Origin of the sequence: Pseudomonas sp. NPDC090208, from assembly GCF_044746785.1 — a bacterium.
In the GTDB taxonomy this organism is placed as follows: domain Bacteria; phylum Pseudomonadota; class Gammaproteobacteria; order Pseudomonadales; family Pseudomonadaceae; genus Aquipseudomonas.
In genome coordinates, this window is sequence record NZ_JBIVCU010000003.1 from 413,358 (window position 1) to 434,154 (window position 20,797).

Here is a 20,797-nt window from a genome sequence, read left to right on the forward strand (position 1 = left end):
CCGGAGCGTGGCCATGACCGAATTCGAGACCCTCACCCTGGAACACGACCCGCGCGGCTTTGCCACCTTGTGGCTGAACCGCCCGGACAAGAACAACGCGTTCAATGCGCAGATGATCAAGGAATTGATCAGCGCTTTCGCGCAGATTCAGGCCGACCGCAGCCTGCGTTTCCTGCTGCTGCGCGGCCGTGGCCGGCATTTCAGCGCCGGCGCTGACCTGGCCTGGATGCAGGCCTGTGCGCAACTGGACTACGAGGCCAACCTCAAGGATGCCCGCGAACTGGGCGACCTGATGTACAACCTCGCCGCGCTGACCATTCCAACCCTGGCCGTGGTGCAAGGTGCAGCGTTCGGCGGTGCGCTGGGACTGATCAGTTGCTGCGACATGGCAATTGCCAGCGACGACGCGCAGTTCTGTCTGTCGGAAGTGCGTATCGGCCTGGCTCCGGCGGTGATCAGCCCGTTCGTGGTGCAGGCCATCGGCGAGCGCCATGCCCGCCGCTATGCCCTGACCGCCGAGCGTTTCAACGGTGCCCGCGCCCGGGAAATCGGGCTGGTGGCCGAGTGTTATCCGGCAGAGCAACTGGACGAACAATTGCAAAGCTGGATCGCCAATCTATTGCTCAACAGTCCGCAAGGCTTGCAGGTCAGCAAGGCGCTGATGCTTGAAGTCGGCGACGGCACCCTCAGCCCTGCCCTGCGCCATTACTGTGAAGACGCCATTGCACGGATCCGTATCAGCGATGAAGGCCAGGAGGGCCTGCATGGCTTTCTGGAAAAGCGCCCGCCCGCCTGGCAAACCGATCATCAAGGGAAACCACAGCCATGACTGGCCCGAACAACACCACTCTGACCCGCATTCTGGTGGCCAACCGCGGCGAAATCGCCTGCCGGATCATGCGCACCGCCAAGACCATGGGCCTGACCTGCGTGGCCGTACACAGCGACACCGATCGCCATGCCCGCCACGTTAGCGAGGCCGACATGGCCGTCAATCTGGGCGGCAGCAAAGCCAGCGACAGCTACTTGCAGATCGACAAACTGATCGCCGCCGCCAAAAACAGCGGCGCCCAGGCGATTCACCCCGGCTACGGCTTTCTCTCGGAAAACGCCGGTTTCGCCCGCGCCGTGGAACAGGCCGGTCTGGTCTTTATCGGCCCGCCTTCTTCGGCCATCGACGCCATGGGCAGCAAATCGGCGGCCAAATCGTTGATGGAAGCCGCCGGCGTGCCTTTGGTGCCCGGCTATCACGGCGAAGCCCAAGACGCTGCGACCTTCCGTGAAGCCGCAGCGCGTATTGGCTATCCGGTGCTGCTCAAGGCCACGGCTGGCGGCGGTGGCAAAGGCATGAAGGTAGTCGAGCGCGACGAAGACCTGGCCGATGCGCTGGCGTCGGCGCAGCGCGAAGCGCAATCGTCGTTCGGCGACTCGCGCATGCTGGTGGAGAAATACGTGCTCAAGCCGCGTCACGTCGAGATCCAGGTGTTCGCCGACCAGCACGGCCACTGCCTGTACCTCAACGAGCGCGACTGCTCGATCCAGCGCCGTCACCAGAAAGTCGTCGAAGAAGCCCCCGCCCCTGGCCTCACGCCGGCCCTGCGTCGCGCCATGGGTGAAGCGGCGGTGCGTGCCGCGCAGGCCATCGGCTATGTCGGCGCCGGCACCGTGGAGTTTTTGCTGGACACCCGTGGCGAGTTCTTTTTCATGGAAATGAACACGCGGTTGCAGGTCGAGCATCCGGTGACCGAAGCGATCACCGGTCTGGATCTGGTGGCCTGGCAACTGCGCGTGGCCCAGGGTGAACTGCTGCCGCTGACTCAGGATCAAGTGCCGTTGAACGGCCATGCCATCGAAGTGCGCTTGTACGCCGAAGACCCGACCAACGACTTCCTGCCCGCCACCGGCACACTGGAGATCTACCGCGAATCCAGTGCCGGCCCCGGTCGTCGCGTCGACAGCGGTGTGACCGAAGGTGATGAGGTTTCGCCATTTTACGACCCGATGCTGGGCAAGCTGATCGCCTGGGGTGAAGACCGCGAGCAGGCACGTTTGCGTCTTCTGGCGATGCTCGATGAATTTGCCATCGGCGGACTGCGCAGCAACCTGGCGTTTCTGCGGCGGATCATCGTCCATCCAGCGTTCGCCCGGGCCGAGTTGGATACTGGCTTCATCCCGCGATACCAGCAGGACCTGCTGCCTGCCGCCGAACCACTGCCCACAGTGTTCTGGCAAACCGCCGCCGAAGCCTGGCGGCAAAGTACGCCGCTGCGGATTCGCGACGACGACGCTCAATCGCCCTGGTCTGCCGCCAGCGGTTTGCGTCTGGGCCTGCCGGACGAAACTGATCTGCACCTGAGTTGCGCGGGCGAAACCGCCAAGGTCACGCTGAACGGCAGGTCGGACACGGTGGTGCTGGAAGGCGACCAACTGTCGATGGAGCAGGATGGTGTCAGGCAGCAGACGCTGGCGATCCGTCGCGGCGAAACCCTGTACTTGCGCTGGAATGGCGAGCTGCATGCGCTGAAAGCCGTCGACCCGATTGCGGAGGCTGACGCTGGCCCCGGCCACCACGGCGGCTTGAGCGCGCCGATGAACGGCAGCATCGTGCGGGTTCTGGTCAATGTCGGCGATGCGGTGGAGCCCGGCACGCCGCTGGTGGTCCTGGAGGCGATGAAGATGGAGCACAGCATCCGTGCCAACCGCGCCGCCACGGTAGCTGCGCTGTATTGCAGCGAGGGGGAAATGGTCAGTGAGGGGGCGGTGCTGGTGGAACTCACTGAATAGCCTTACCCCACTGTAGGAGCGTGGCTCGTCCCGCGACCTGTCGCAAAGCGGCAGAAAACCCTGCAAATGCGGTATATCAGGCAAACCGCATGCGCAGGGATTACGACGACTCCGTCGCCGGTCGCGGGACAAGCCACGCTCCTACAGGTCTGCGATCTGCTCTGAATTGCATCGAAGATTGTGTCTTTCGCGTTGTCACAGGATCACGCTACCTTTGACCCGTTCACGCGAGGAGGCCATTGCCCATGTCGGATGTTCACAGCTCAGCCCAGACCGGTTTTTCACTGGAAGCCACCACCTACAATCAGGGCCGCCCGGACTACCCGGCGGAACTCGACAGCTGGCTCACCGGAGCACTGCGCATCACCCCGGACGCCACGGTGGTCGATCTGGGTGCCGGCACCGGCAAGTTCACCCGCCTGTTGGTGCCGCTGGCTCAGGACGTCATTGCGGTCGAGCCGGTCGATGCCATGCGTCTGGAGTTCGCCAAGCAATGGCCGCGCCTCTGGCTGATACCGGGCACCGCGCAGTCGATCCCGCTGGCCGCCGGCACTGCCGATGCACTGGTCTGCGCCCAGGCGTTTCACTGGTTTGCCGAAGAAGCGGCGCTGGCCGAAATCCACCGCGTGCTCAAGCCCGAGGGCCGTCTGGGGCTGATCTGGAACGTGCGCGATGAATCGGTGGACTGGGTCGCCGCGATCACCGAAATCATCACCCCGTATGAAGGCGACACCCCGCGCTTCCACACTGGCAACTGGCGCCAACCCTTCAATGGCCGCTATTTTTCCGACCCGCAGGTGACCTGCTTCAACTACAGCCACACCGGCAGCCCGCAGTCGGTGATCATGGACCGCTTCATGTCCGTCAGCTTCATCGCCGCCCTGCCCGAGCACGAAAAAACCGTGGTCGCCGGCAAATTGCGCGAACTGATCGACACCCACCCTGCCCTGCGCGGCCAACAAAGCATTGCGTTCCCCTATCAAACTCAGGCCTATCTGTGCCGCCGGGTGGATTGACTCGCCGCCACCTCGGCAAACCACGGAGCCTGGACAAAGCATGACCCTTCGCTGATTCCGACAAACGTGCCATGGGCTTTCGCTATGTATTTTTATATATTGCGAAGCTCAATGCCGACCGCAGACCGGTCCGGCATCACGCAGAACAAGGAATCTTCGATGTACATCATGCCTTTCGACGCCCGTCTGGACGCGAAGCATCCGCCGGTACGCCCGGTCCGTGGCCGTCCGCCGCTGTCCGGGCCGGATGTGCGCGACAGTATTGTCCGCGCCGCCAGCGAGGCGTTCGCCCAGGACGGTTTCGCCGCGACCACCGTGGAAAGCGTGGCCCAGCGCGCCGGGCTGCCCAAATCCAACGTGCTGTATTACTTCAAGTCCAAGGAAAACATCTACGCCCAGGTGCTGGCGGACATTGCTGCCGTTTATCTGGAAACCTGTTCGCCGTTCGAGGATGAGGAGGAGCCGCTGGATGCGATGGTCAGGAAGGTCACGGCGATGATTCGCCTGTTCGAGCAGCGTCCGTCGGCGGCCAGGGTGTTCATGGTCGAACTCAGACAAGGCGCGCCTCGCCTGCCACAGGCCTGGTTCACGCAATGGACGGCGCATGCGCGGCAGAGCGCGGCCTGCCTGCGGCGCTGGATCGATCGCGGTCTGCTGGCTCCGGTCGATCCCGATCACTTGCTGTTGACCCTGGCGGCCATGGCGCAATCGTGCATCGGTTTCGGCTGGCAGATGCCCGGTCAGGACGCCCCGGATCACCGCACTGCGGCCGATTACGAGGCCGCAGTAACGACTGCCACACGCTTGTTGTTGCGAGGTCTTGCCCCAGAAAAAAGCCCGGCGTGAATCCGCGCCGGGCTGTCTGCTGGGTGACGTGGCTTATTGCCCGCTGGAGGCTGTGGCCGTCGCCTTGAACATCGCTTCGAAACGCGGTTTGTTCGCCGCGTAATACTCGGCCACTGCCTTGTCGGCGGTGCTTTCGCGGGCCTGCATCATCAGCTTCTCCAGATCCGCCTGCGGGATCGAGTAATGAGCGAAGAACTGCGCCACTTGCGGATACTCGGCACTGAAGCCCTTGCGTGCAAAGGCGTGGATCTGCTCGGCACCGCCGAACATGTGCTTGGGGTCATCCAGATAGCGCAGCGACCACTTGGAGAACATCCAGTGCGGACTCCAGGCGTTGATCAGTGCCCATTTGTCGCGTTTCAGGTTGCGGTCCAGCTCGTTGAGCATGCCGCTTTCCGATGACGCCACCAGCTTGTAGCCCTCCAGCTTGTACTCCTCCATGGCCTTGACGGTGAGCTTGTACTGACCGTTGCCGACTTCCGAGGTGAGAATCTTGCCGTCGAGCTTTTCGCGAATACCCGGCTTGTTGAGGTCCTCGACGCTGGCCAGCTCGCTGACCGGAATCGAGGTCGGCACGGCCATGCCGATCCGCCCCTCGTACAGCACGCCCAGGTCTTCAAGCTTGTCTTTGTACTTGTCGTAGAACGCTTTGTGCGTGCTCGGCAACCAGACCATCGGAATCATGTCGATGTTGCCATTGGCCAGCGCCTGAAACTGGATACCGATGTCCGCCATCACCAGTTTGACCGGCTGCTTGAGCTGGTCTTCCAGCGCAGTGGTGGCCAGTTTCACGGTGATTTCGGTGTCGGACCAGTTGACCCAGCCGATGCGTACGGGAGCGGGCTCCGCAGCCTGAACCGTCAGGCTGGCGGCGGCCATGGCAACCCCGGCGAACCAACCACAAAGCATCTTCTTATACGGCGAATCAGCAACCATTGTGCATATCCCCTTGTTCGACTTTTTTGGTGGCAGCAGGAAGTGTTGATACCTGTTGTTGTTATGACAGCACAACGCCTTGAACTCGGGGAACGCCGGAAAACACGGCGGCCGGCAGACGTTGCCCGCCGATCTTAGTCCCCCTTCGGCAGCGCGCGCAAGTGAAATGTACAGCAGCGTCAGCCGCTGTTGACACCTGTGTACATTCCACCTACTTTCATGTCAAAACCAAGCCTGATGTTCCCCGAGGAGTGCAACACGATGTCCAGCGATCCGCTGCTGCAGCCCTACAAGATCAAGCACCTGACCCTCAGAAACCGCATCATCACCACCTCCCACGAACCGGCTTACCCGGTCGACGGCATGCCCAAGGACCTTTACCGCGCCTACCATGTCGAACGCGCCAAGGCTGGCGTGGCACTGACCATGACCGCCGGTTCCGCCGCCGTGTCGCGGGACAGCCCACCGGTGTTCAACAACGTGCTGGCGTACAAGGACGAAGTGGTCAAATGGATGAAAGACCTCACCGACGAATGCCACGAGCACGGCGCGGCGGTGATGATCCAGCTGACTCACCTAGGGCGTCGCACCCGCTGGGACAAGGCCGACTGGTTGCCGGTGGTGTCGCCCTCCCACCATCGCGAAGCGGCACACCGCTCGTTTCCTAAAAAGATGGAAGACTGGGACATCGAGCGGATCATCAAGGACTACGTCGACGCCGCCGAGCGCATGAAGGCCGCCGGCCTCGATGGCCTGGAACTGCAGGCTTACGGCCATTTGATGGACCAGTTCTGGTCGCCGCTGACCAACGAACTCGACGGCCCTTACGGCGGCTCACTGGATAACCGCCTGCGTTTTACCTTCGACATCCTGCGCGGCATCCGCCAGCGTTGCGGCGAAGACTTCCTGCTCGGCGTGCGCTACACCGGCGACGAAGACCTGCCCGGCGGCTTCGGCGCCCAGGACGGCATCGAGATTTCCCAGCGCCTGAAGAACAGCGGCCTGGTGGACTTCCTCAACGTGGTGCGCGGGCATATCGACACCGACGCCGGGCTGACCGACGTGATCCCGATCCAGGGCATGCGCAACTCGCCGCACCTGGACTTTGCCGGTGAAATCCGTGCAGCCACTGGCTTCCCGACCTTCCATGCGGCGAAAATCCCGGACGTTGCGACCGCCCGCCATGCCATCGCCTCGGGCAAGGTCGACATGGTCGGCATGACCCGCGCGCACATGACCGACCCGCACATCGTGCGCAAGATCATCGAAAAGCGTGAGGAAGAAATTCGCCCCTGCGTGGGCGCCAACTATTGCCTGGACCGCATCTACCAAGGCGGCGCGGCGTATTGCATCCACAACGCGGCCACCGGCCGCGAAACCACCATGCCCCACGACATCCCGAAAGCGGCGGTCAAACGCAAGGTGGTGATCATCGGCACCGGCCCCGGCGGCCTGGAAGCCGCGCGGGTCGCGGCCGAGCGTGGGCATCAAGTCACGGTGTTCGAAGTCGCCGACCAGCCCGGCGGGCAGATTCGCCTGACGGCACAGAGCGAACGTCGCCGCGAGATGATCAGCATCATCGACTGGCGCATGACGCAGTGCGAACGGCTCGGCGTGACCTTCCACTTCAACACCTGGGCAGAAGCGCAGACCGTGTTCGATCAGGAGCCAGACGTGGTGATCGTTGCCACGGGCGGTTTGCCGCACACCGAAGTGCTCAATCGCGGTAACGAGCATGTGGTGTCGAGCTGGGACATCATTTCCGGCGACGTCAAACCGGGCAAGAACGTGCTGATCTTCGACGACGCCGGCGACCATGCGGCGCTACAGGCAGCAGAAATCATCGCTCAGAGCGGTGCCACCGTGGAGATCGTTACGCCAGACCGCTCGTTCGCCCCGGAGGTCATGGCAATGAACCTGGTGCCGTACATGCGCAGCCTGCAGGACCTGGACGTGACTTTCACCGTGACCTATCGGGTCGATGCGGTGGACAAGCGCGACGGCAAGCTGGTGGTGAGCTTCGGCAGTGATTACGGCAAGGTCGACAAGCAGCGAGTGGTCGATCAGGTGGTGATCAACCACGGCACGATTCCGCTGGACGACCTGTACTTCGAACTGCGCCCGCACTCGCGCAACGAGGGCGCGGTGGAGCACCAGGACCTGATCGCCGGCAAGGTGCAGAACATCGTCACCAACCCGGACGGTCGTTTTCAATTGTTCCGCATCGGCGACGCCGTGGCGGCACGCAACACCCATGCGGCGATTTACGACGCGCTGCGCTTGATGAAAGACATCTGACGGCGCAGGGTTCGGGGCTAGTCTGCTGGTTTTGTTGCCATGCAGATATCGGGCAAACAACACATACCTGTGGCAGCCCTCGCTTGCCAGCGTCAGCGATTTTTAAGACGCCACCGCCGGCAAGCCGGACTGCTACGGGTATCGGGGCGTATTGAAATCCGTCGAACAACCCAAAACCCGTGGGAGGGAGCTCTGCTCGCGAAAGTGTCAGTCCAGTCAAAGCTGCATCGATTGACCCACCGCCATCGCGAGCAGAGCTCCCTCCCACAGATCAGATGTCGTCTGGCAGATGTGGGCTGGGCAGTACCGACCCGTAGCAGCCTGGCTTGCCAGCGTCAGCGACGCTTCGGACGCCCCCACCGGAAAGCCGGACGGCTGCAGGTCAATCACATCCCGCGTCGCGCCACCGTTGCGCCCGCTTCCAGCGCCTTGCCCACCGCCTGTTCGAATCCGCTGTCGATCATGCTCTGCAAGGCTGCAGCGGTGACACCTCGATAGGCCACCAGCGAATCGATCATTTGTCGCGGATCGTGGTCGCGCAGCAGCTGGCTTGCATCAACTACCACGCCTTTTGCCGCCTCCCGGGCAATGTCTGCCGGAATGCCCGCGGCGATGGCCTGATCGCTCAGGGCGGTCATCAACAAGGCGGCAAAGGCCGGTCCGGTGCCGGACAAGGCGCTGAGGTAGTCGATACAGTCCTCGTTCGGCACTTCCCGCGCAGTGCCAACGCACGCCAGCAAACGCTGCACGTAGTGCCGATCCGCTGCGTCCAGTTCGCCCGCCACATACCACGGCGTGAAAGACTGGCGGATATCCACCGCCGCATTGGCCATGGCCCGCACCACCTGCGTCGCGCCGGTACGCTGGCTTAAGGTTCGGGCAGTCACCCCGGCCATCAACGAGATAACCCGTTTACCCGCCGCCTGAATCTGCACATCGGCAAACTGCTCCGGGCGCACGGCGATGATCACCGTATCGCTGGCCTCGACCAGTTGCTGATTGTCCGCCAGCAACCGCACGCCCTGCTCTGCCAGCGGATGGCTGCCGGAGCGGTTGGACAACAACAGGTGCTCCGGCACCACGAAACCGCTGTCGATCATGGCTCTCGCCAGGCCGCTGCCCAGCCAGCCGGTGCCACCGATGATGCCGACAGTCTCACTGGCCATCGGCGCTTTCCTCGAAGGTATCAACCAGCGCGACGAACTCGCCCGGGCTCTTTTCTGCGTAGCCGAATTTACCGAAGAATCGGTCCAGTTCGCGCTTCTTCGGCACTTTACCAGTGAAGATCGCCACGTAATGGGGAATGCGCCGGAAACGCTCGGTGATGTCTTCGTTGGCTTTCATGCTGATGTAGCCGATCTGGGTCAGGTAGACCGTGCGTGCTCGCGCGTCGGCGGCGTCCTGGTCATAGCCGAAACGACGAAACATCGCCGCCAGTGCGCCGATCCGGCCGTTGTCGGCAGCGGTGATTTCGGCGGCGACTTCTGGCGATTGCAACGCCCAGCTGCGCACGGCGAATTCGAACTGCGAGTCGAAAATTTCCGGGTTCAGCCAGCATTCAAAGACGTTGAGAATGGCCTCGGCGACGGTTTCCGCGTAGCTCTCGCTCTGCTTGATCAGGCCGCCGCTGTTCTTGTCGCGCCAACGCGCCAGCAATGCCGCCAGCAACTGTTCGCGATCCTCGAAAAACCAGTAGAAGCTGGTACGTGACAGGTTCAGCCGCTTGGCCAGCGGCATGACCCGTACCGCCTCGACGCCCGACTCCTTCAACGCATCGTAAGCAGCCTCCAGCCAGCCCTCGGGCGAACCCCGCCAGCCGGTGTCCTGTGTTTTACTGCGCGCCTTGGCCGATTGCGACATTAGCTCCTGCCTTCCAATAAACAAACGTTGACCGACTGTACGCCCATGGCCTTTTAATGTACATCGTCGTACATTCTGCCGACATCCGCTCGTTATCGAGGTTCTCCGCCATGACCGCCACGCCGACGCCGCCGGCCCAGGACAGCCGCAAACGGATCAAGGGTTACCGGCGCCTGATTTCGTCGATGACAGCGCTGTTGCAGTTTGAGGCCGTGGCCCGGCTCGGCAGTTTCACCCTGGCTGCGCAGGAACTGGGCCTGACCCAGGCGGCGGTGAGCAAGCAGGTCAAGTTCCTCGAAGAAACCCTCGACAGCAAATTGTTTCACCGCCTGCATCGGGCGATCCGCCTGACCCACGAGGGTTATGCGCTGTACGCCGTGGTGTCGGATTCCATGCAGCGCATGGCCGGGGTGTTCGACGACATCTGCGAAGGCCTTGACGAGCAGGAACTGGTGCTGGCCAGCACCTCGGCGTTCTCTCAGTTGCGCATCATGCCGCGCCTGAGCGCGCTGCGGTTGAGCCAGCCGCAACTGCACCTGCGCCTGATCACGCAGATGCTGACGCCAGACCTGCGCCGCGACGATATCGATCTGGCGGTGCGCTACGGCAACGGCAAATGGGACGACGGCAGCTCGATTTTCCTGTTCGACGAAGAAGTCTTTCCGGTGTGCTCACCCGCCTGGCTGCAAAGCCATGCCGTGCCCCAGGCGGTGGAAGATTTTAGCGCCATCGAACTGATCGACTCCGACGCCACCCTGGAAGGCTGGATGACCTGGAACGGCTGGTTCAAGGCGCTGGGCAACGTGCAGCCGAAACTCAAATACAGCCTGCGCTGCAGCTCCTACGGCGACACCATTCAGGCCGCCCTGCAGGGCCATGGCGTGGCGCTGGGCTGGAGCCGGTTGCTTGAGCCGATGCTGGTCAGCGGTCAATTGATCCGGCTGGGTCATTTCGTGGTCAAGCCGGCAGACGCCTATTACGTGGTAGTCCCCAGTGGCCGTACACCGACGGCGTTGACCGCCGCCTTGGTGGAATGGTTGCGCAGTGCGCCACTGACCCCGGAGCGTTTTCCCGACGTGCACTAAGCCGTGTTTTTTCGCATAACTTGCACTCATGCCACGTTAAGAATAAAGCGCATTGACGCTTATTGGGCCCGTTTCGATACTTTCGCCATCGCCAGTTGATGACTGTCAGTTCGAGCCTGTGAGGTCCAATAATGAATAACACTGCAATAAAGTCCCACCGTGAACTTGTCGACGGACGCTTTCCGGGCCATGGCATGCAGGGCGGATTGTTTGGCCGTGAAGATATCTTCGATACCGACGTGGAAGTGTTCTTTGCCCGGCACTGGATCCTGGTCGGTGTGACCGCCGATGTTCCCGAACCCGGTGATGTGTCGACCGTCGATATCGGCAAGTCCTCGATTCTGCTGGTGCGCGACGATGACGAAAACGTGCGCGCCTTCCGCAACGTCTGCCGCCATCGCGGCGCCCGTCTGAAGCCGGCCGGCAAGTCCACCGTGGGCATGCTGGTGTGCCCGTATCATCAATGGACCTACGATCTGGACGGCAGCCTCAAACATGCCGCGCACATGGGCAAGGGTTTCGACGCTACTTGCAAAAGTCTGATTCCGGTACACAGCAAAGTGGTCGGCGCTCATATATTTGTCTGCCTGGCAGAACAGCCACCCGAAGATATCGCTTACTTGCAGGACGTGATGTTGCCGCGCTTTGCGCCCTACGACATGACCCGGACCAAAATCGCCTTTGAATCGGAAATCATTGAAAACGGCAACTGGAAACTGGTCATTGAAAACAACCGAGAGTGTTATCACTGCGCCGGCACTCACCCGGAACTGACCGCTTCATTCCTGCCGGAAGACTTCGGTTTCTGCACCGATGGTTTGAGCGAGGAATCCCTGCTGGCCTTGAAGGAATACGACCAGCGCAACGAGCATGCCAAACAGAGTTGGGAAAACCAGGGGTTCATCAGCGAAGCCGTCGAATACCTGGACGAAGAGGCAGTCACGCAGTTCCGCACCCAACGTCTGGTGATCGCCGGCCACGGCGAGTCGCAGACCCTCGACACCCGCGTCGCCTGCACCCGGCTGTTCGGCGAGCTGAGCCGTCGTGATCTCGGCGACGTACACCTGTGGACGCATAACTCCTGGACCCACGTGATGAGCGATCACGCGGTGATTTCCTACATCATCCCGCTGGGCCCGGACAGAACGCTGGTCCGCACGAAATGGCTGGTGCATGCCGATGCCGTGGAAGGCGTGGACTACAGCGTGCAGGCGCTGACCGAGGTCTGGGTGGCGACCAACCAGCAGGACGCCAGCCTGGTCGCCATCACCCACAGCGGCACCCAGGACCCGGCCTACGCGCCCGGGCCGTTCTCCGCCTTTACCGAGTCCTACGTCGACCAGTTCTCCCGCTGGTACGCCGCACGCCTCAGCGCCCACGGCGTGTAGGAGTCGACATGAGCATCTATCAGAAAGCCTCGCTCGCCCCGGCAGGAAATGTCGCCGAACAGCGTTTCGCCGACGCCGACACCTGGAGCCTGTATGGCGCCCAGTGGAACAGCGCCGAGCAGAAAACCCTGCGCTGCTGTGCGGTGCAGGACGAAACCCACGACGTGAAGAGTTTTTTCTTCCAGTGCGCCGATTTTGCCGCCCTGAGCTACGAGCCGGGTCAGTTCATCACCGTGTCGCCGCTGATTGCCGGGCAGAGCGTATCGCGCTGCTACACCCTGTCGTCCTCGCCGACCCGGCCGTTCAGCTTTTCCATCACGGTCAAGCGGGTGCCCGGCGGCACGGTGTCGAACTGGCTGCACGACCATCTGCGGCCGGGCGATACCCTGCTCGCTTCGGGCCCTGCGGGCAGTTTCACTCCCGTGGCTCAGCCGACACGCAAGCTGTTGTATCTGTCGGCCGGCTCCGGGGTGACGCCATTGATGTCGATGACCCGCGCGGCCGTTGACCTGGCGGCGGATCTGGACATCGTCTTCGTTCACAGCGCCCGCACACCGGCAGATATCGTGTTCCGTAAGGAACTGGCGCGGATGCAGGGAGTGAGCCCACGCTTGCAGGTGCTGACGGTCTGCGAAGGTCGTGGCGAGCAGCCTGATTGGGATCAACCCATTGGCCGCCTCAGTATTGAACTGCTGCAGGAACGGGTTGCCGACTTCAAGGAGCGAGAGGTGTTCACCTGTGGCCCGCAGGGCTACATGACCGCGGTGAAAAGCCTGCTGGAGCAGAGTGGCTTCGACCTGCGCCATTACCATCAGGAAAGTTTCGATATTGCGCTGCTCAACGAAGCGCCGCTGATCGAAGCGGCACCGCTCGGCGATCAGGCAGAACAGCTGTTCAGCGTCACCCTGGCGCGCTCGGGCAAGACCTTCAGCATGCCCGCCAGCCAGACCGTGCTGGCCGCCGCGAAAAAAGCCGGCGCCATCGTGCCCTCTTCCTGCAGCCAGGGCGTGTGCGGCACCTGCAAGACCACCTTGCTCGAAGGCACCGTGGAGATGAAACACAACGGCGGCATCCGCCCACGGGAAATCGACAAGGGCTTGCGGCTGTTGTGCTGCAGCAAGCCAGTGTCGGATCTGGTGCTGGACCTCTGATCCGCGATTGCAGGAGCTGGACTGCTACGGGGCCTATTGGACAACCGTGGGAGCGAATTCATTCGCGAGGCGGTATTCCAGGCGACAGATTTCCATCGCCTGAAACGCCCTATCGCGAATGAATTCGCTCCCACAGTGGTTGTGACCGACGGTGGAGACGGAATTCGCTCCCACTGTGGTAGTGCCGCATAACTCGCGGTCATACAAAAAACCTGTGGGAGGGAGCCCTGCTCGCGAAGGCAGTGGCTCGGACACACACATCCCGTCTGACACCACGCGTTCGCGAACAGGCCTCTCACCGGCCTGATTGGCGACTTACCGAATCACGGCTTCCACACCCCACCTTCGACAATCACCGCCGCCGGATCGGTACCGTCGGCCAGTTGGCTGCGCACATATTGGTTATACAGCTTGAGCAGTTGCTGTTCCTTGCCCAGGCTCGCCAGTTCGCCGTTGACCCAGTCACGCAGTTCGACGTTGCCCTTTTTCACCGCTGGCGCGATCGGGGCTTCGTCGCCTAGTTTCTGTGGCAACACACGGTAGCCAGGGTTCTGTTTGGCCCAGCTGAACAGCACCAGATTGTCCTGGGCATACGCATCGCCGCGGCCGTTGGCCAGGGCTTGCAGCGACTCGGAGTTCTTTTCGAACTTGAGCACTTTCCAGTCCGGGTGATTTTTGGTCAGCCACACATCCGCCGTGGTGCCGGTGGTGACGATGGTGGTCTTGCTCGCCAGGTCATCAAGGTTTTTCACGCTGCTACCGTCTGGCACCAGCGCCTGCACCGCCACGCGCAGGTTGGGGTGGGTGAAGTCGACCACCTGGGCACGTTCCGGGGTGACGGTCATGTTGGCCAGGATCAGATCGACCTTGTCGCTTTGCAGAAACGGAATGCGGCTGGCCGGCTCGACCACGACGAATTCGATCTTCTTCTCGTCGCCCAGCAGATCCTTGGCGAAACGCCGGCCCAGGTCGGTGTCGAAGCCGACGTACTGGCCTTTCTCATCGACGAAACCAAACGGCGGCTTGTCGCTGAACACGCCGACAATCAGCTTGTCGCGGGCCTTGATCTTATCCAGATAACCATCGGCATGGGCGGCACTGGCGCCGAACAGCAGGCCGGCAGCGAGAAACGGCAGAGCGAGGGCAGTTTTAAACATGTGATGCATTCCTTTTAGGCATATTTTCCACGTAGGAGAACTTCTCCAGAAACTGCTGCGCACGTGCGGTTTGCGGGGAGCTGAAGAATGTTTCAGGGTCGTTCTGTTCGGCGATGCGGCCGCCGTCCATGAACAGGATTCGATCCGCCACCGCACGGGCAAAGGCCATTTCGTGGGTGACGATGAGCAGGGTCATGCCGCTGCGCGCCAGGTCAAGAATCACCTCCAGCACCTCCTTGACCATTTCCGGGTCGAGGGCAGCGGTGACTTCATCGAACAGCATGACTTTCGGGTTCATGCACAGCGCGCGGACGATGGCGATGCGTTGCTGCTGACCACCGGACAACTGCCGCGGATAAGCGTCGCGCTTGTCCAGCAGGCCCACCCGCGCCAGCAGCGTTTCGGCCTGCTGACGGGCTTCGGCCGGCTGACGCTTCTGCACGCTGAGCGGCCCCAGCAGGATGTTGTCGAGCACGCTCATGTGCGGGAACAGGTGATAACTCTGGAACACCATGCCGACCTGCTGACGGATCTGCCGCCAGTCTGTGTTGGCCGGCAGTTCGCGGCCGGCAAAGCGGTATTGCCCGGCGTGGCCCGATTCCAGGCCGTTGAGGCAACGCAGCAAGGTGCTCTTGCCACAGCCGCTGGGGCCGAGGATGACCACCACCTCGCCTTCGCGCACGCTCAGGTCGACATCACGCAACACCGGCTCGGCGCCGAAACGCTTGCTGAAACCGGTCAGTTCTATCAAGGCACTCATGAATGATTCCAGCGCTGTTCAAGCACGCGGGACGCGGCCGACAGCGGATAACAGACGAGAAAGAAAAACAGGAACAGAAAGCCGTAGATCAGCAGCGACTCGTAGGTGCGCTCGATGATCTGCTGGCCGATCTTGATCACGTCGATGACCCCGATCAGCACCGCCAGCGAACTGGTCTTGACCAGCCGGGTGAAGACGTTGATCAGCGGCGGCGTCATCCGTCGCAGCGCCTGGGGCAGTAAAACCCGGCCATACAGACCCGGCAGGCCCAGACCGATGGCCAGCCCGGCCTCACGCTGCCCGCGCGGGATCGAACGCAAGGCACCGCGCACCACTTCGCCGGCTTCGCTTGCGCCCCACAACGACAGCACCAGCACCGCGCACCAGAAACCCGGAATGCTCCAGCCGAAGAACATCGGCAGACCGAAGAAGAACAGGTACAGCCAGACCAGCACCGGGATCGCCCGGAACAGCTCCAAGTAGACCAGCAACACACGGTCGAGCCAGCGCACCTCCAGGTTGCGCAGCACGCCATAGACCAACCCGCCGAGGCTGCTGAACACGATGGCCAGCGCCGACAGGCCCAGCGTGGTGCCCATTCCGGATATCAGCTGCGGCGCCGACATCCACAACAGCTCAAGACCCGAACTGGCCATGTTGCAGCCTCCTTTCCAGCACACGCAGCAACAGCGACAGCGGTAAAAACAGCAGCACGCACAGCCCGGTCATCACCGCGAGCATCTCGTAGGTCTTGTAGTACAGGGCGATGTAGCTCTTGGTGGTGTAGAGGATTTCCGGCACCGCCACCGCCGACACCACGGTGGTTTCCTTGAGCAGAAAGACGAAGTTGGCGAACAGCGCCGGCAGGCTGAGGATTCCGGCCTGCGGCAGGATCACATGGCGCAGCAGTTGCCAACGCGACAGGCCGATGGACAGGCCCGACTCGATCTGAGTACGCGGCACCGCGTCGATGCCGGCACGCAGAATCTCGGTCAGGTAGGCGCCGCCGAGAAAGGTCATGGCGATGATTGCCGAGGCGAACCCGGAAATCTTCACCCCGACACTGGGCAGCGCGAAGTAGATGAAAAACAGCTGGATCAGCAACGGCGTGTTGCGCGCCAGCTCCACGTAGACGCGCACCAGACGCTGCAGCAGCGGCACCTGAAACATCAAGATCGCCGCGTTGATCAGCGCCACGCACAACGACGTGGCGATGGCGATCAGGCCGACCTGCAAGGTCACGCCCACGGCCGCGACGAAGGTCGGCAGCGTGGACAGGGCAAAGGCCACATCGAAATTCATGTCGTGCGATGTCCTTGCCCTGTGCCCCGCTCCGTTGCCCGCAGCAGGTGGCCGTGCAACTCGGCGATGTGTTCCGGGCCGATGCCGCAGCAACCGCCGACGATGTTCGCGCCCTGCTCGACCCAGCACCGCGCCCAGCGCAGATACGACTCAGGGCCGAGGTCCTGACGGATCTCCAGCAAGGTGGCATTGGCTTCGGCCTCGGCGCTGACCGCCGGGAAGGCGTTGGCGTAGACGCCGACCTGCACCTGCGCCGCCGCCCCCTCGATCACCTGCCGGGCAACGATCACCGCCTGGCCCATGACCTCTGGCTGGCTGCAATTGAACAGCACCGCTTCGGCACCCAGCTCCAGCGCCACACCCACGGCCTGTGCCACCGACTCGCCGGAACGCAGGCGCGGCCCCTGTTCCGGCTCGTCGCTGAGGGTGAACGACAGCCACAGTGGCGTGTGCTGCAAGGCATCCGCCTCGCTCAGCGCCTGATGCACCGCACGGACTTCGGCAATCGAACTCTGGGTTTCCGCCAGCCACACGTCGACATGGCTGCGCAGGCCCTCGATCAGGGTGCGATGGATCGCCACCGAACGCTGATGATCGAACAGGTCCGGGCGATAGGAGCCCAGCGCTGGCGGCAGCGAACCGGCGACCGCCACCACCTCCGCGCTCTGCCCAGCGGCTTCGCGGGCCAGACGCCCTGCCCGCTCGGCCAGCACCTGGCCGTGGGCGGCGAATCGTTCCTCACCGAGGTGGAACGGCACCAGCGCGTAGCTGTTGCTGGTGACGACCCGCGCGCCAGCGTCGATAAAGGCTCTGTGCGCCTGGAGCACGTATTCCGGCGATTCGATCAACGCCAGCGCCGACCATTCCGGCTGGCGGAACGGCGCGCCGATGCGCTGCAGTTCGCGGCCCATGCCGCCGTCGAGCAATCTCAAGGCCGTCACTGTGTGCTCCCCACGGTCTGCACGCCCAGCCACTTGTTGACCAGCGCCGGGTTGGCGGCGATCCAGGCCTTGGCGGCGGCATCGGCCGGTTGTTTTTCCTTCTCGATCTTGAGGATCAGGTCGTTCAGCGATTGCGGGTCGATAGCGACGTTTTCCAGAAAACTGGCGATCTTCGGCGCGCGCTTTTCCAGCGCGGTAGACGTCAGCACATACACCTTGGCGTCCGGGTAGGCGCAGGTGATCTGGCTCTTGTTCTTCCAGTCGGCATCGACGGTCGGGCTGATGAACTTCCAGCAGCCATCGGCCTTGTACAGCGGATCGCCTTTCTTGTTGTCCTGGGCGTAGCCGTCGAACGCGGGCTCGTCGAGGCGGCGCAGGTCGAAGGCCGAGAAGATCCAGTCCGGCGTGTAGGCGTAGAACACTACACCGCGATTGGCCTTGTAGGCCGCCGACAGCTTGGCGTAGGTCACCGAGGCTTCGGTGGACACCGCCTCGAACTTGTCGGCAAAGCCGTAATCCTTGGCCTTGATCTCGCCGATGTAGGTCGACTCCCAGCCCGCCGGCCCGACCAGCAATTGCGCCTCGCCGCCACCCAGCGGCTCGAACAGCTTGGCGACTTCCGGTTTCTTCAGGTCGTACACCGAATGCACGTTGTATTTGTCCTGGATGTAACCGGGAATGTAGAAGCCCTGCACGCCGAGGTACGGCTGTTTGTTCGGCACCAGCGAACGGGTGCCGCCGGTGACGTATTTGGCCCAGGCCGCCGACTGGTTGGGCAGCCAGATGTCGGTCAGCACATCGACCGAACCGTCACCCTTGGCAGCGGCCGCGAACAGCACCGGCACGTCGCCGGCCAGGTACGAGACATCGCCGTCCAGGCGGGTGTTGATGATTTCGCCGAGGATGTGCTGGATGGCGATGGCGCCGGTCCAGTTCTGCTCGCCGATCACCACTTTGTCTTTGGCAAACGCAGAGGACACTGGCAACAGCGCCGCGACCAGTGCGGCAGCGAGGGCGGTACGAGGGAAGAAAGTAGTCACGATAAACCTCACGAACGATGGAAAGAGCGATCTCGCTTGCGCAAGGTCGATTGAATGATGCGGTCGGGAATCAGCGCGCAGAACACGATGGCCGCGCCGGCCAGCAGGCCCTCGCCACCCTTGATGTTGCGCAGTGCGGTCATCACGTCGTAGCCCAGGCCGCCGGCACCGATCAGCGCAGCGACAACCACCATCGACAGGCTCATCACCAGCGTCTGGTTGATCCCCAGCAGCAGCGAGCCCGACGCCAGCGGCAGCTCGACCTTGGTCAGCGTCTGCCACGGTGTGGCACCGTGGGCGACGGCAGCCTCGACGGTGTTCTTCGGCACTTCATGGATGCCCAGCGCGGTCAGGCGAATCATCGGCGCCAGGGCGAAAATCACCGTGGCGATGACCGCCGGGGTCTTGCCCACCGAGAAAAACGCCACGGCGGGAATCAGGTAAACGAAGGTCGGCAGGGTCTGCATGACGTCGAGAATCGGTGTGATCACGCGCCGGGCCAGCGGCCGTTTCGCCACCAGAATCCCCGCCGGCACACCGATCAGCAGCACGATCAGTACAGAAGAGCCGACCAGCGCCAGGGTCGACAGCGTGCGCTCCCAGAAACCGAACAGGCCGATGTAAGCCACAGCGCCTGCGGTGGTCAGCGCCAGCGCCATGCCGGCTGCACGCCAGGCGAGAAACACCAGCGCCAGCGCCGCCACCGGCCAGGGCAACCAGGCCAGCACGCTTTCGATGCCTTCGATCACCGTGCGCACGGTGAAAATCACCCCGACAAAACTGGTTTCAAAGGTGCTCTGCGACCAACCGATGGCCGAGTCGATGACATCGGCCGTGCCGAGCATCCAGCTGCGCTGCGCAGGAAATTGCAGCCACGGTCCGCTGGCATCAACCACGAACGCCCGCCACAGCACCAACGCCTGACACAGCGTCTGCACCGCCAGCGGCAGCCAGCGTGAGGTTGTATGGCAGAGTCCGGGGGCCGACAGCGTGGCCGTGACGCGGCTGATCAGCAGTAGCGCCAGGCCCGCGACCACAGCCAGCCAATGGCCGTTCAAGAGCCCTTGCCCCAGCGCTGCCAGTGCGGCGAGCTCAGCGATCAACAGCACCCAGAACAGGCCGGCACGACGGGTCGCATCGAAGGCTGCCGGCCCGAGCAACAGCGTCTGCCAGCGCGCCAGCGGTGTGTGCGTTGTTTTGCTTGTCGTGACCGGCGCAGGGTTGGCTTTGTTCAACGGTTTGACGTGGGTGGTGCTCGCTGCGTGCTCATCCCGGAAGAAATCCGCGATTTCCGCGTCGGCCGGTGCTCGCAAAATCTCTTCGGCGCTGGCCACCTGAATCAGCCGCCCGCCCCGCAGCACGGCAATGCGGTCGCCCAGGCGCAGGGCTTCGCCGGGGTCGTGGGTCACCAGCAAGGTGGTGATGCCACGGGCTTTTACCAGTTGCAGAAAGTGGCTTTGCAGGTCACGGCGAATGGTCGGGTCCAGCGCGCTGAAGGGCTCGTCCATCAACAGAATGTCCGGCTCGCTGATCAAGGCCCGGGCCAGGCCCACGCGCTGCTGCATGCCGCCGGACAACTCACCGGGAAAATGATCGCCCCAGCCGTCCAGGCCAACGGCGCGCAGCTGTTCATCGGCAGCCGCATGACGCAGGTGTTCGGCTTCGCCGCGCAACTCCAGCGGCAAGGCGACGTTGTCGCGCACGCTGCGGTGCGGCAACAGGCCGAAATGCTGAAACACCATGCCGATCCGCCGCGAGCGCACCTCACGCAGGGCCGTCGGGCTGAGCTCACTGATGTCTGCACCGTCCAGCAACACGGTGCCGTCGGAGGGTTCGATCAGACGGTTGATGTGCCGCAGCAAAGTCGACTTGCCGCTGCCCGAGGTGCCCATCAGGCACAGCACTTCACCGCGACGCACGCTGAGATTGACCTGACTGACGGCGTCCTGCGCCGCCTGACCTGCGCGGGTTTTGTAGCGCTTGCTCAGGTTGCGAAATTGCAGCACCACATCGGCCTGCACGGCGCTGGTGGGCTCTGCCGTGACGACACGAGGCTGAGGGGAAATGGCGGTAGACATGCTGGCTCCTGACAATTCGCTGCGACACTCACGAAAGCGTCGGGATGGTTTGTCAGGGGTAATTGCAGGCTTTGTGCCACCCGTCAAAAGCGCTGAAAACGGGCGTTTCAGAGGTAGAAGCAGCTACGTAACTGTCTGTTTTTAAATGAAGTGTT

18 protein-coding genes are annotated in these 20,797 nt (G+C 62.7%); 8 read left to right on the plus strand and 10 right to left on the minus strand.

The window, feature by feature from the left end; all coding sequences use genetic code 11:
* The first annotated feature begins 13 nt into the window (after positions 1-13).
* The 4 genes from ACIPL0_RS07575 to ACIPL0_RS07590 all read left to right on the plus strand — a co-directional run bounded on the left by ACIPL0_RS07575 (position 14) and on the right by ACIPL0_RS07590 (position 4,646).
* Complete coding sequence (locus ACIPL0_RS07575) at positions 14-829, plus strand: gamma-carboxygeranoyl-CoA hydratase (protein WP_400595480.1); 816 nt, start codon at positions 14-16, stop codon at positions 827-829.
* On the plus strand, positions 826-2,784 hold the full coding sequence (locus ACIPL0_RS07580) for an acetyl-CoA carboxylase biotin carboxylase subunit (RefSeq protein ID WP_400595478.1): 1,959 nt from the start codon (positions 826-828) through the stop codon (positions 2,782-2,784). Before ACIPL0_RS07575 ends, ACIPL0_RS07580 begins: the two co-directional genes overlap by 4 nt.
* A gap of 245 nt (positions 2,785-3,029) precedes the next feature.
* Complete coding sequence (locus tag ACIPL0_RS07585) at positions 3,030-3,800, plus strand: class I SAM-dependent methyltransferase (protein WP_400595476.1); 771 nt, start codon at positions 3,030-3,032, stop codon at positions 3,798-3,800.
* Positions 3,801-3,959: 159 nt separating this feature from the next.
* Positions 3,960-4,646 carry a TetR/AcrR family transcriptional regulator gene (locus tag ACIPL0_RS07590; RefSeq protein WP_400595474.1) on the plus strand — a complete coding sequence of 229 codons (687 nt, stop codon included), beginning with the start codon at positions 3,960-3,962 and terminating at the stop codon, positions 4,644-4,646.
* A gap of 33 nt (positions 4,647-4,679) precedes the next feature.
* Here the strand turns inward: ACIPL0_RS07590 and ACIPL0_RS07595 are convergent, their stop codons facing one another.
* Positions 4,680-5,582, minus strand: coding sequence for a glycine betaine ABC transporter substrate-binding protein (locus tag ACIPL0_RS07595; RefSeq protein ID WP_400595472.1), 903 nt, complete (start codon positions 5,580-5,582; stop codon positions 4,680-4,682).
* A gap of 261 nt (positions 5,583-5,843) precedes the next feature.
* On the opposite strand from ACIPL0_RS07595, the gene ACIPL0_RS07600 reads away from it, so the two are divergent.
* The gene (locus tag ACIPL0_RS07600; protein ID WP_400595470.1) at positions 5,844-7,880 is read left to right on the plus strand and encodes an FAD-dependent oxidoreductase; all 2,037 of its coding nucleotides are present in this window, start codon (positions 5,844-5,846) and stop codon (positions 7,878-7,880) included.
* 386 nt (positions 7,881-8,266) lie between these two features.
* Here ACIPL0_RS07600 and ACIPL0_RS07605 read toward each other — a convergent pair whose 3' ends face one another.
* Both ACIPL0_RS07605 and ACIPL0_RS07610 read right to left on the minus strand, forming a co-directional pair.
* Entirely contained in the window at positions 8,267-9,046 is a 780-nt protein-coding gene (locus tag ACIPL0_RS07605; protein ID WP_400595468.1) for a pyrroline-5-carboxylate reductase family protein, read from the minus strand.
* Entirely contained in the window at positions 9,036-9,740 is a 705-nt protein-coding gene (locus ACIPL0_RS07610; protein ID WP_400595466.1) for a TetR/AcrR family transcriptional regulator, read from the minus strand. The genes ACIPL0_RS07605 and ACIPL0_RS07610 overlap by 11 nt, the downstream gene beginning before the upstream one ends.
* A gap of 110 nt (positions 9,741-9,850) precedes the next feature.
* Here ACIPL0_RS07610 and ACIPL0_RS07615 point away from each other — a divergent pair, with 110 nt between their 5' ends.
* From ACIPL0_RS07615 to ACIPL0_RS07625, 3 genes are all read left to right on the plus strand, one after another.
* Positions 9,851-10,825 carry a LysR substrate-binding domain-containing protein gene (locus tag ACIPL0_RS07615; RefSeq protein WP_400595464.1) on the plus strand — a complete coding sequence of 325 codons (975 nt, stop codon included), beginning with the start codon at positions 9,851-9,853 and terminating at the stop codon, positions 10,823-10,825.
* Positions 10,826-10,956: 131 nt separating this feature from the next.
* Positions 10,957-12,213 carry an SRPBCC family protein gene (locus tag ACIPL0_RS07620; RefSeq protein WP_400595462.1) on the plus strand — a complete coding sequence of 419 codons (1,257 nt, stop codon included), beginning with the start codon at positions 10,957-10,959 and terminating at the stop codon, positions 12,211-12,213.
* An 8-nt stretch (positions 12,214-12,221) separates the two neighbouring features.
* On the plus strand, positions 12,222-13,364 hold the full coding sequence (locus ACIPL0_RS07625; RefSeq protein WP_400595460.1) for a 2Fe-2S iron-sulfur cluster-binding protein: 1,143 nt from the start codon (positions 12,222-12,224) through the stop codon (positions 13,362-13,364).
* A gap of 323 nt (positions 13,365-13,687) precedes the next feature.
* Here the strand turns inward: ACIPL0_RS07625 and ACIPL0_RS07630 are convergent, their stop codons facing one another.
* The 7 genes from ACIPL0_RS07630 to ACIPL0_RS07660 are packed head-to-tail and all read right to left on the minus strand — an operon-like array spanning position 13,688 to position 20,642.
* Positions 13,688-14,521, minus strand: a complete 834-nt coding sequence (locus ACIPL0_RS07630; RefSeq protein WP_400595458.1) for a transporter substrate-binding domain-containing protein — start codon at positions 14,519-14,521, stop codon at positions 13,688-13,690.
* Entirely contained in the window at positions 14,514-15,281 is a 768-nt protein-coding gene (locus tag ACIPL0_RS07635) for an amino acid ABC transporter ATP-binding protein (RefSeq protein ID WP_400595456.1), read from the minus strand. The genes ACIPL0_RS07630 and ACIPL0_RS07635 overlap by 8 nt, the downstream gene beginning before the upstream one ends.
* Entirely contained in the window at positions 15,278-15,937 is a 660-nt protein-coding gene (locus ACIPL0_RS07640; RefSeq protein ID WP_400595454.1) for an amino acid ABC transporter permease, read from the minus strand. Before ACIPL0_RS07640 ends, ACIPL0_RS07635 begins: the two co-directional genes overlap by 4 nt.
* Positions 15,918-16,583 carry an amino acid ABC transporter permease gene (locus ACIPL0_RS07645; RefSeq protein ID WP_400595451.1) on the minus strand — a complete coding sequence of 222 codons (666 nt, stop codon included), beginning with the start codon at positions 16,581-16,583 and terminating at the stop codon, positions 15,918-15,920. Before ACIPL0_RS07645 ends, ACIPL0_RS07640 begins: the two co-directional genes overlap by 20 nt.
* A complete protein-coding gene (locus ACIPL0_RS07650) occupies positions 16,580-17,524 on the minus strand; it encodes a homocysteine S-methyltransferase family protein (RefSeq protein ID WP_400595449.1) in 945 nt (314 codons plus the stop codon). Before ACIPL0_RS07650 ends, ACIPL0_RS07645 begins: the two co-directional genes overlap by 4 nt.
* A complete protein-coding gene (locus tag ACIPL0_RS07655; RefSeq protein WP_400595447.1) occupies positions 17,521-18,564 on the minus strand; it encodes a glycine betaine ABC transporter substrate-binding protein in 1,044 nt (347 codons plus the stop codon). Before ACIPL0_RS07655 ends, ACIPL0_RS07650 begins: the two co-directional genes overlap by 4 nt.
* 8 nt (positions 18,565-18,572) lie before the next feature.
* Positions 18,573-20,642, minus strand: coding sequence for an ATP-binding cassette domain-containing protein (locus ACIPL0_RS07660; RefSeq protein WP_400595445.1), 2,070 nt, complete (start codon positions 20,640-20,642; stop codon positions 18,573-18,575).
* Positions 20,643-20,797: the final 155 nt, after the last annotated feature.

Bases quoted from the DNA above. Each gene is read 5' to 3' on its own strand.
- ACIPL0_RS07575 (WP_400595480.1), top strand. From the start codon at position 14: ATGACCGAATTCGAGACCCTCACCCTGGAACACGACCCGCGCGGCTTT.
- ACIPL0_RS07580 (WP_400595478.1), top strand. From the start codon at position 826: ATGACTGGCCCGAACAACACCACTCTGACCCGCATTCTGGTGGCCAAC.
- ACIPL0_RS07585 (WP_400595476.1), top strand. From the start codon at position 3,030: ATGTCGGATGTTCACAGCTCAGCCCAGACCGGTTTTTCACTGGAAGCC.
- ACIPL0_RS07590 (WP_400595474.1), top strand. From the start codon at position 3,960: ATGTACATCATGCCTTTCGACGCCCGTCTGGACGCGAAGCATCCGCCG.
- ACIPL0_RS07595 (WP_400595472.1), bottom strand. From the start codon at position 5,582: ATGGTTGCTGATTCGCCGTATAAGAAGATGCTTTGTGGTTGGTTCGCC.
- ACIPL0_RS07600 (WP_400595470.1), top strand. From the start codon at position 5,844: ATGTCCAGCGATCCGCTGCTGCAGCCCTACAAGATCAAGCACCTGACC.
- ACIPL0_RS07605 (WP_400595468.1), bottom strand. From the start codon at position 9,046: ATGGCCAGTGAGACTGTCGGCATCATCGGTGGCACCGGCTGGCTGGGC.
- ACIPL0_RS07610 (WP_400595466.1), bottom strand. From the start codon at position 9,740: ATGTCGCAATCGGCCAAGGCGCGCAGTAAAACACAGGACACCGGCTGG.
- ACIPL0_RS07615 (WP_400595464.1), top strand. From the start codon at position 9,851: ATGACCGCCACGCCGACGCCGCCGGCCCAGGACAGCCGCAAACGGATC.
- ACIPL0_RS07620 (WP_400595462.1), top strand. From the start codon at position 10,957: ATGAATAACACTGCAATAAAGTCCCACCGTGAACTTGTCGACGGACGC.
- ACIPL0_RS07625 (WP_400595460.1), top strand. From the start codon at position 12,222: ATGAGCATCTATCAGAAAGCCTCGCTCGCCCCGGCAGGAAATGTCGCC.
- ACIPL0_RS07630 (WP_400595458.1), bottom strand. From the start codon at position 14,521: ATGTTTAAAACTGCCCTCGCTCTGCCGTTTCTCGCTGCCGGCCTGCTG.
- ACIPL0_RS07635 (WP_400595456.1), bottom strand. From the start codon at position 15,281: ATGAGTGCCTTGATAGAACTGACCGGTTTCAGCAAGCGTTTCGGCGCC.
- ACIPL0_RS07640 (WP_400595454.1), bottom strand. From the start codon at position 15,937: ATGGCCAGTTCGGGTCTTGAGCTGTTGTGGATGTCGGCGCCGCAGCTG.
- ACIPL0_RS07645 (WP_400595451.1), bottom strand. From the start codon at position 16,583: ATGAATTTCGATGTGGCCTTTGCCCTGTCCACGCTGCCGACCTTCGTC.
- ACIPL0_RS07660 (WP_400595445.1), bottom strand. From the start codon at position 20,642: ATGTCTACCGCCATTTCCCCTCAGCCTCGTGTCGTCACGGCAGAGCCC.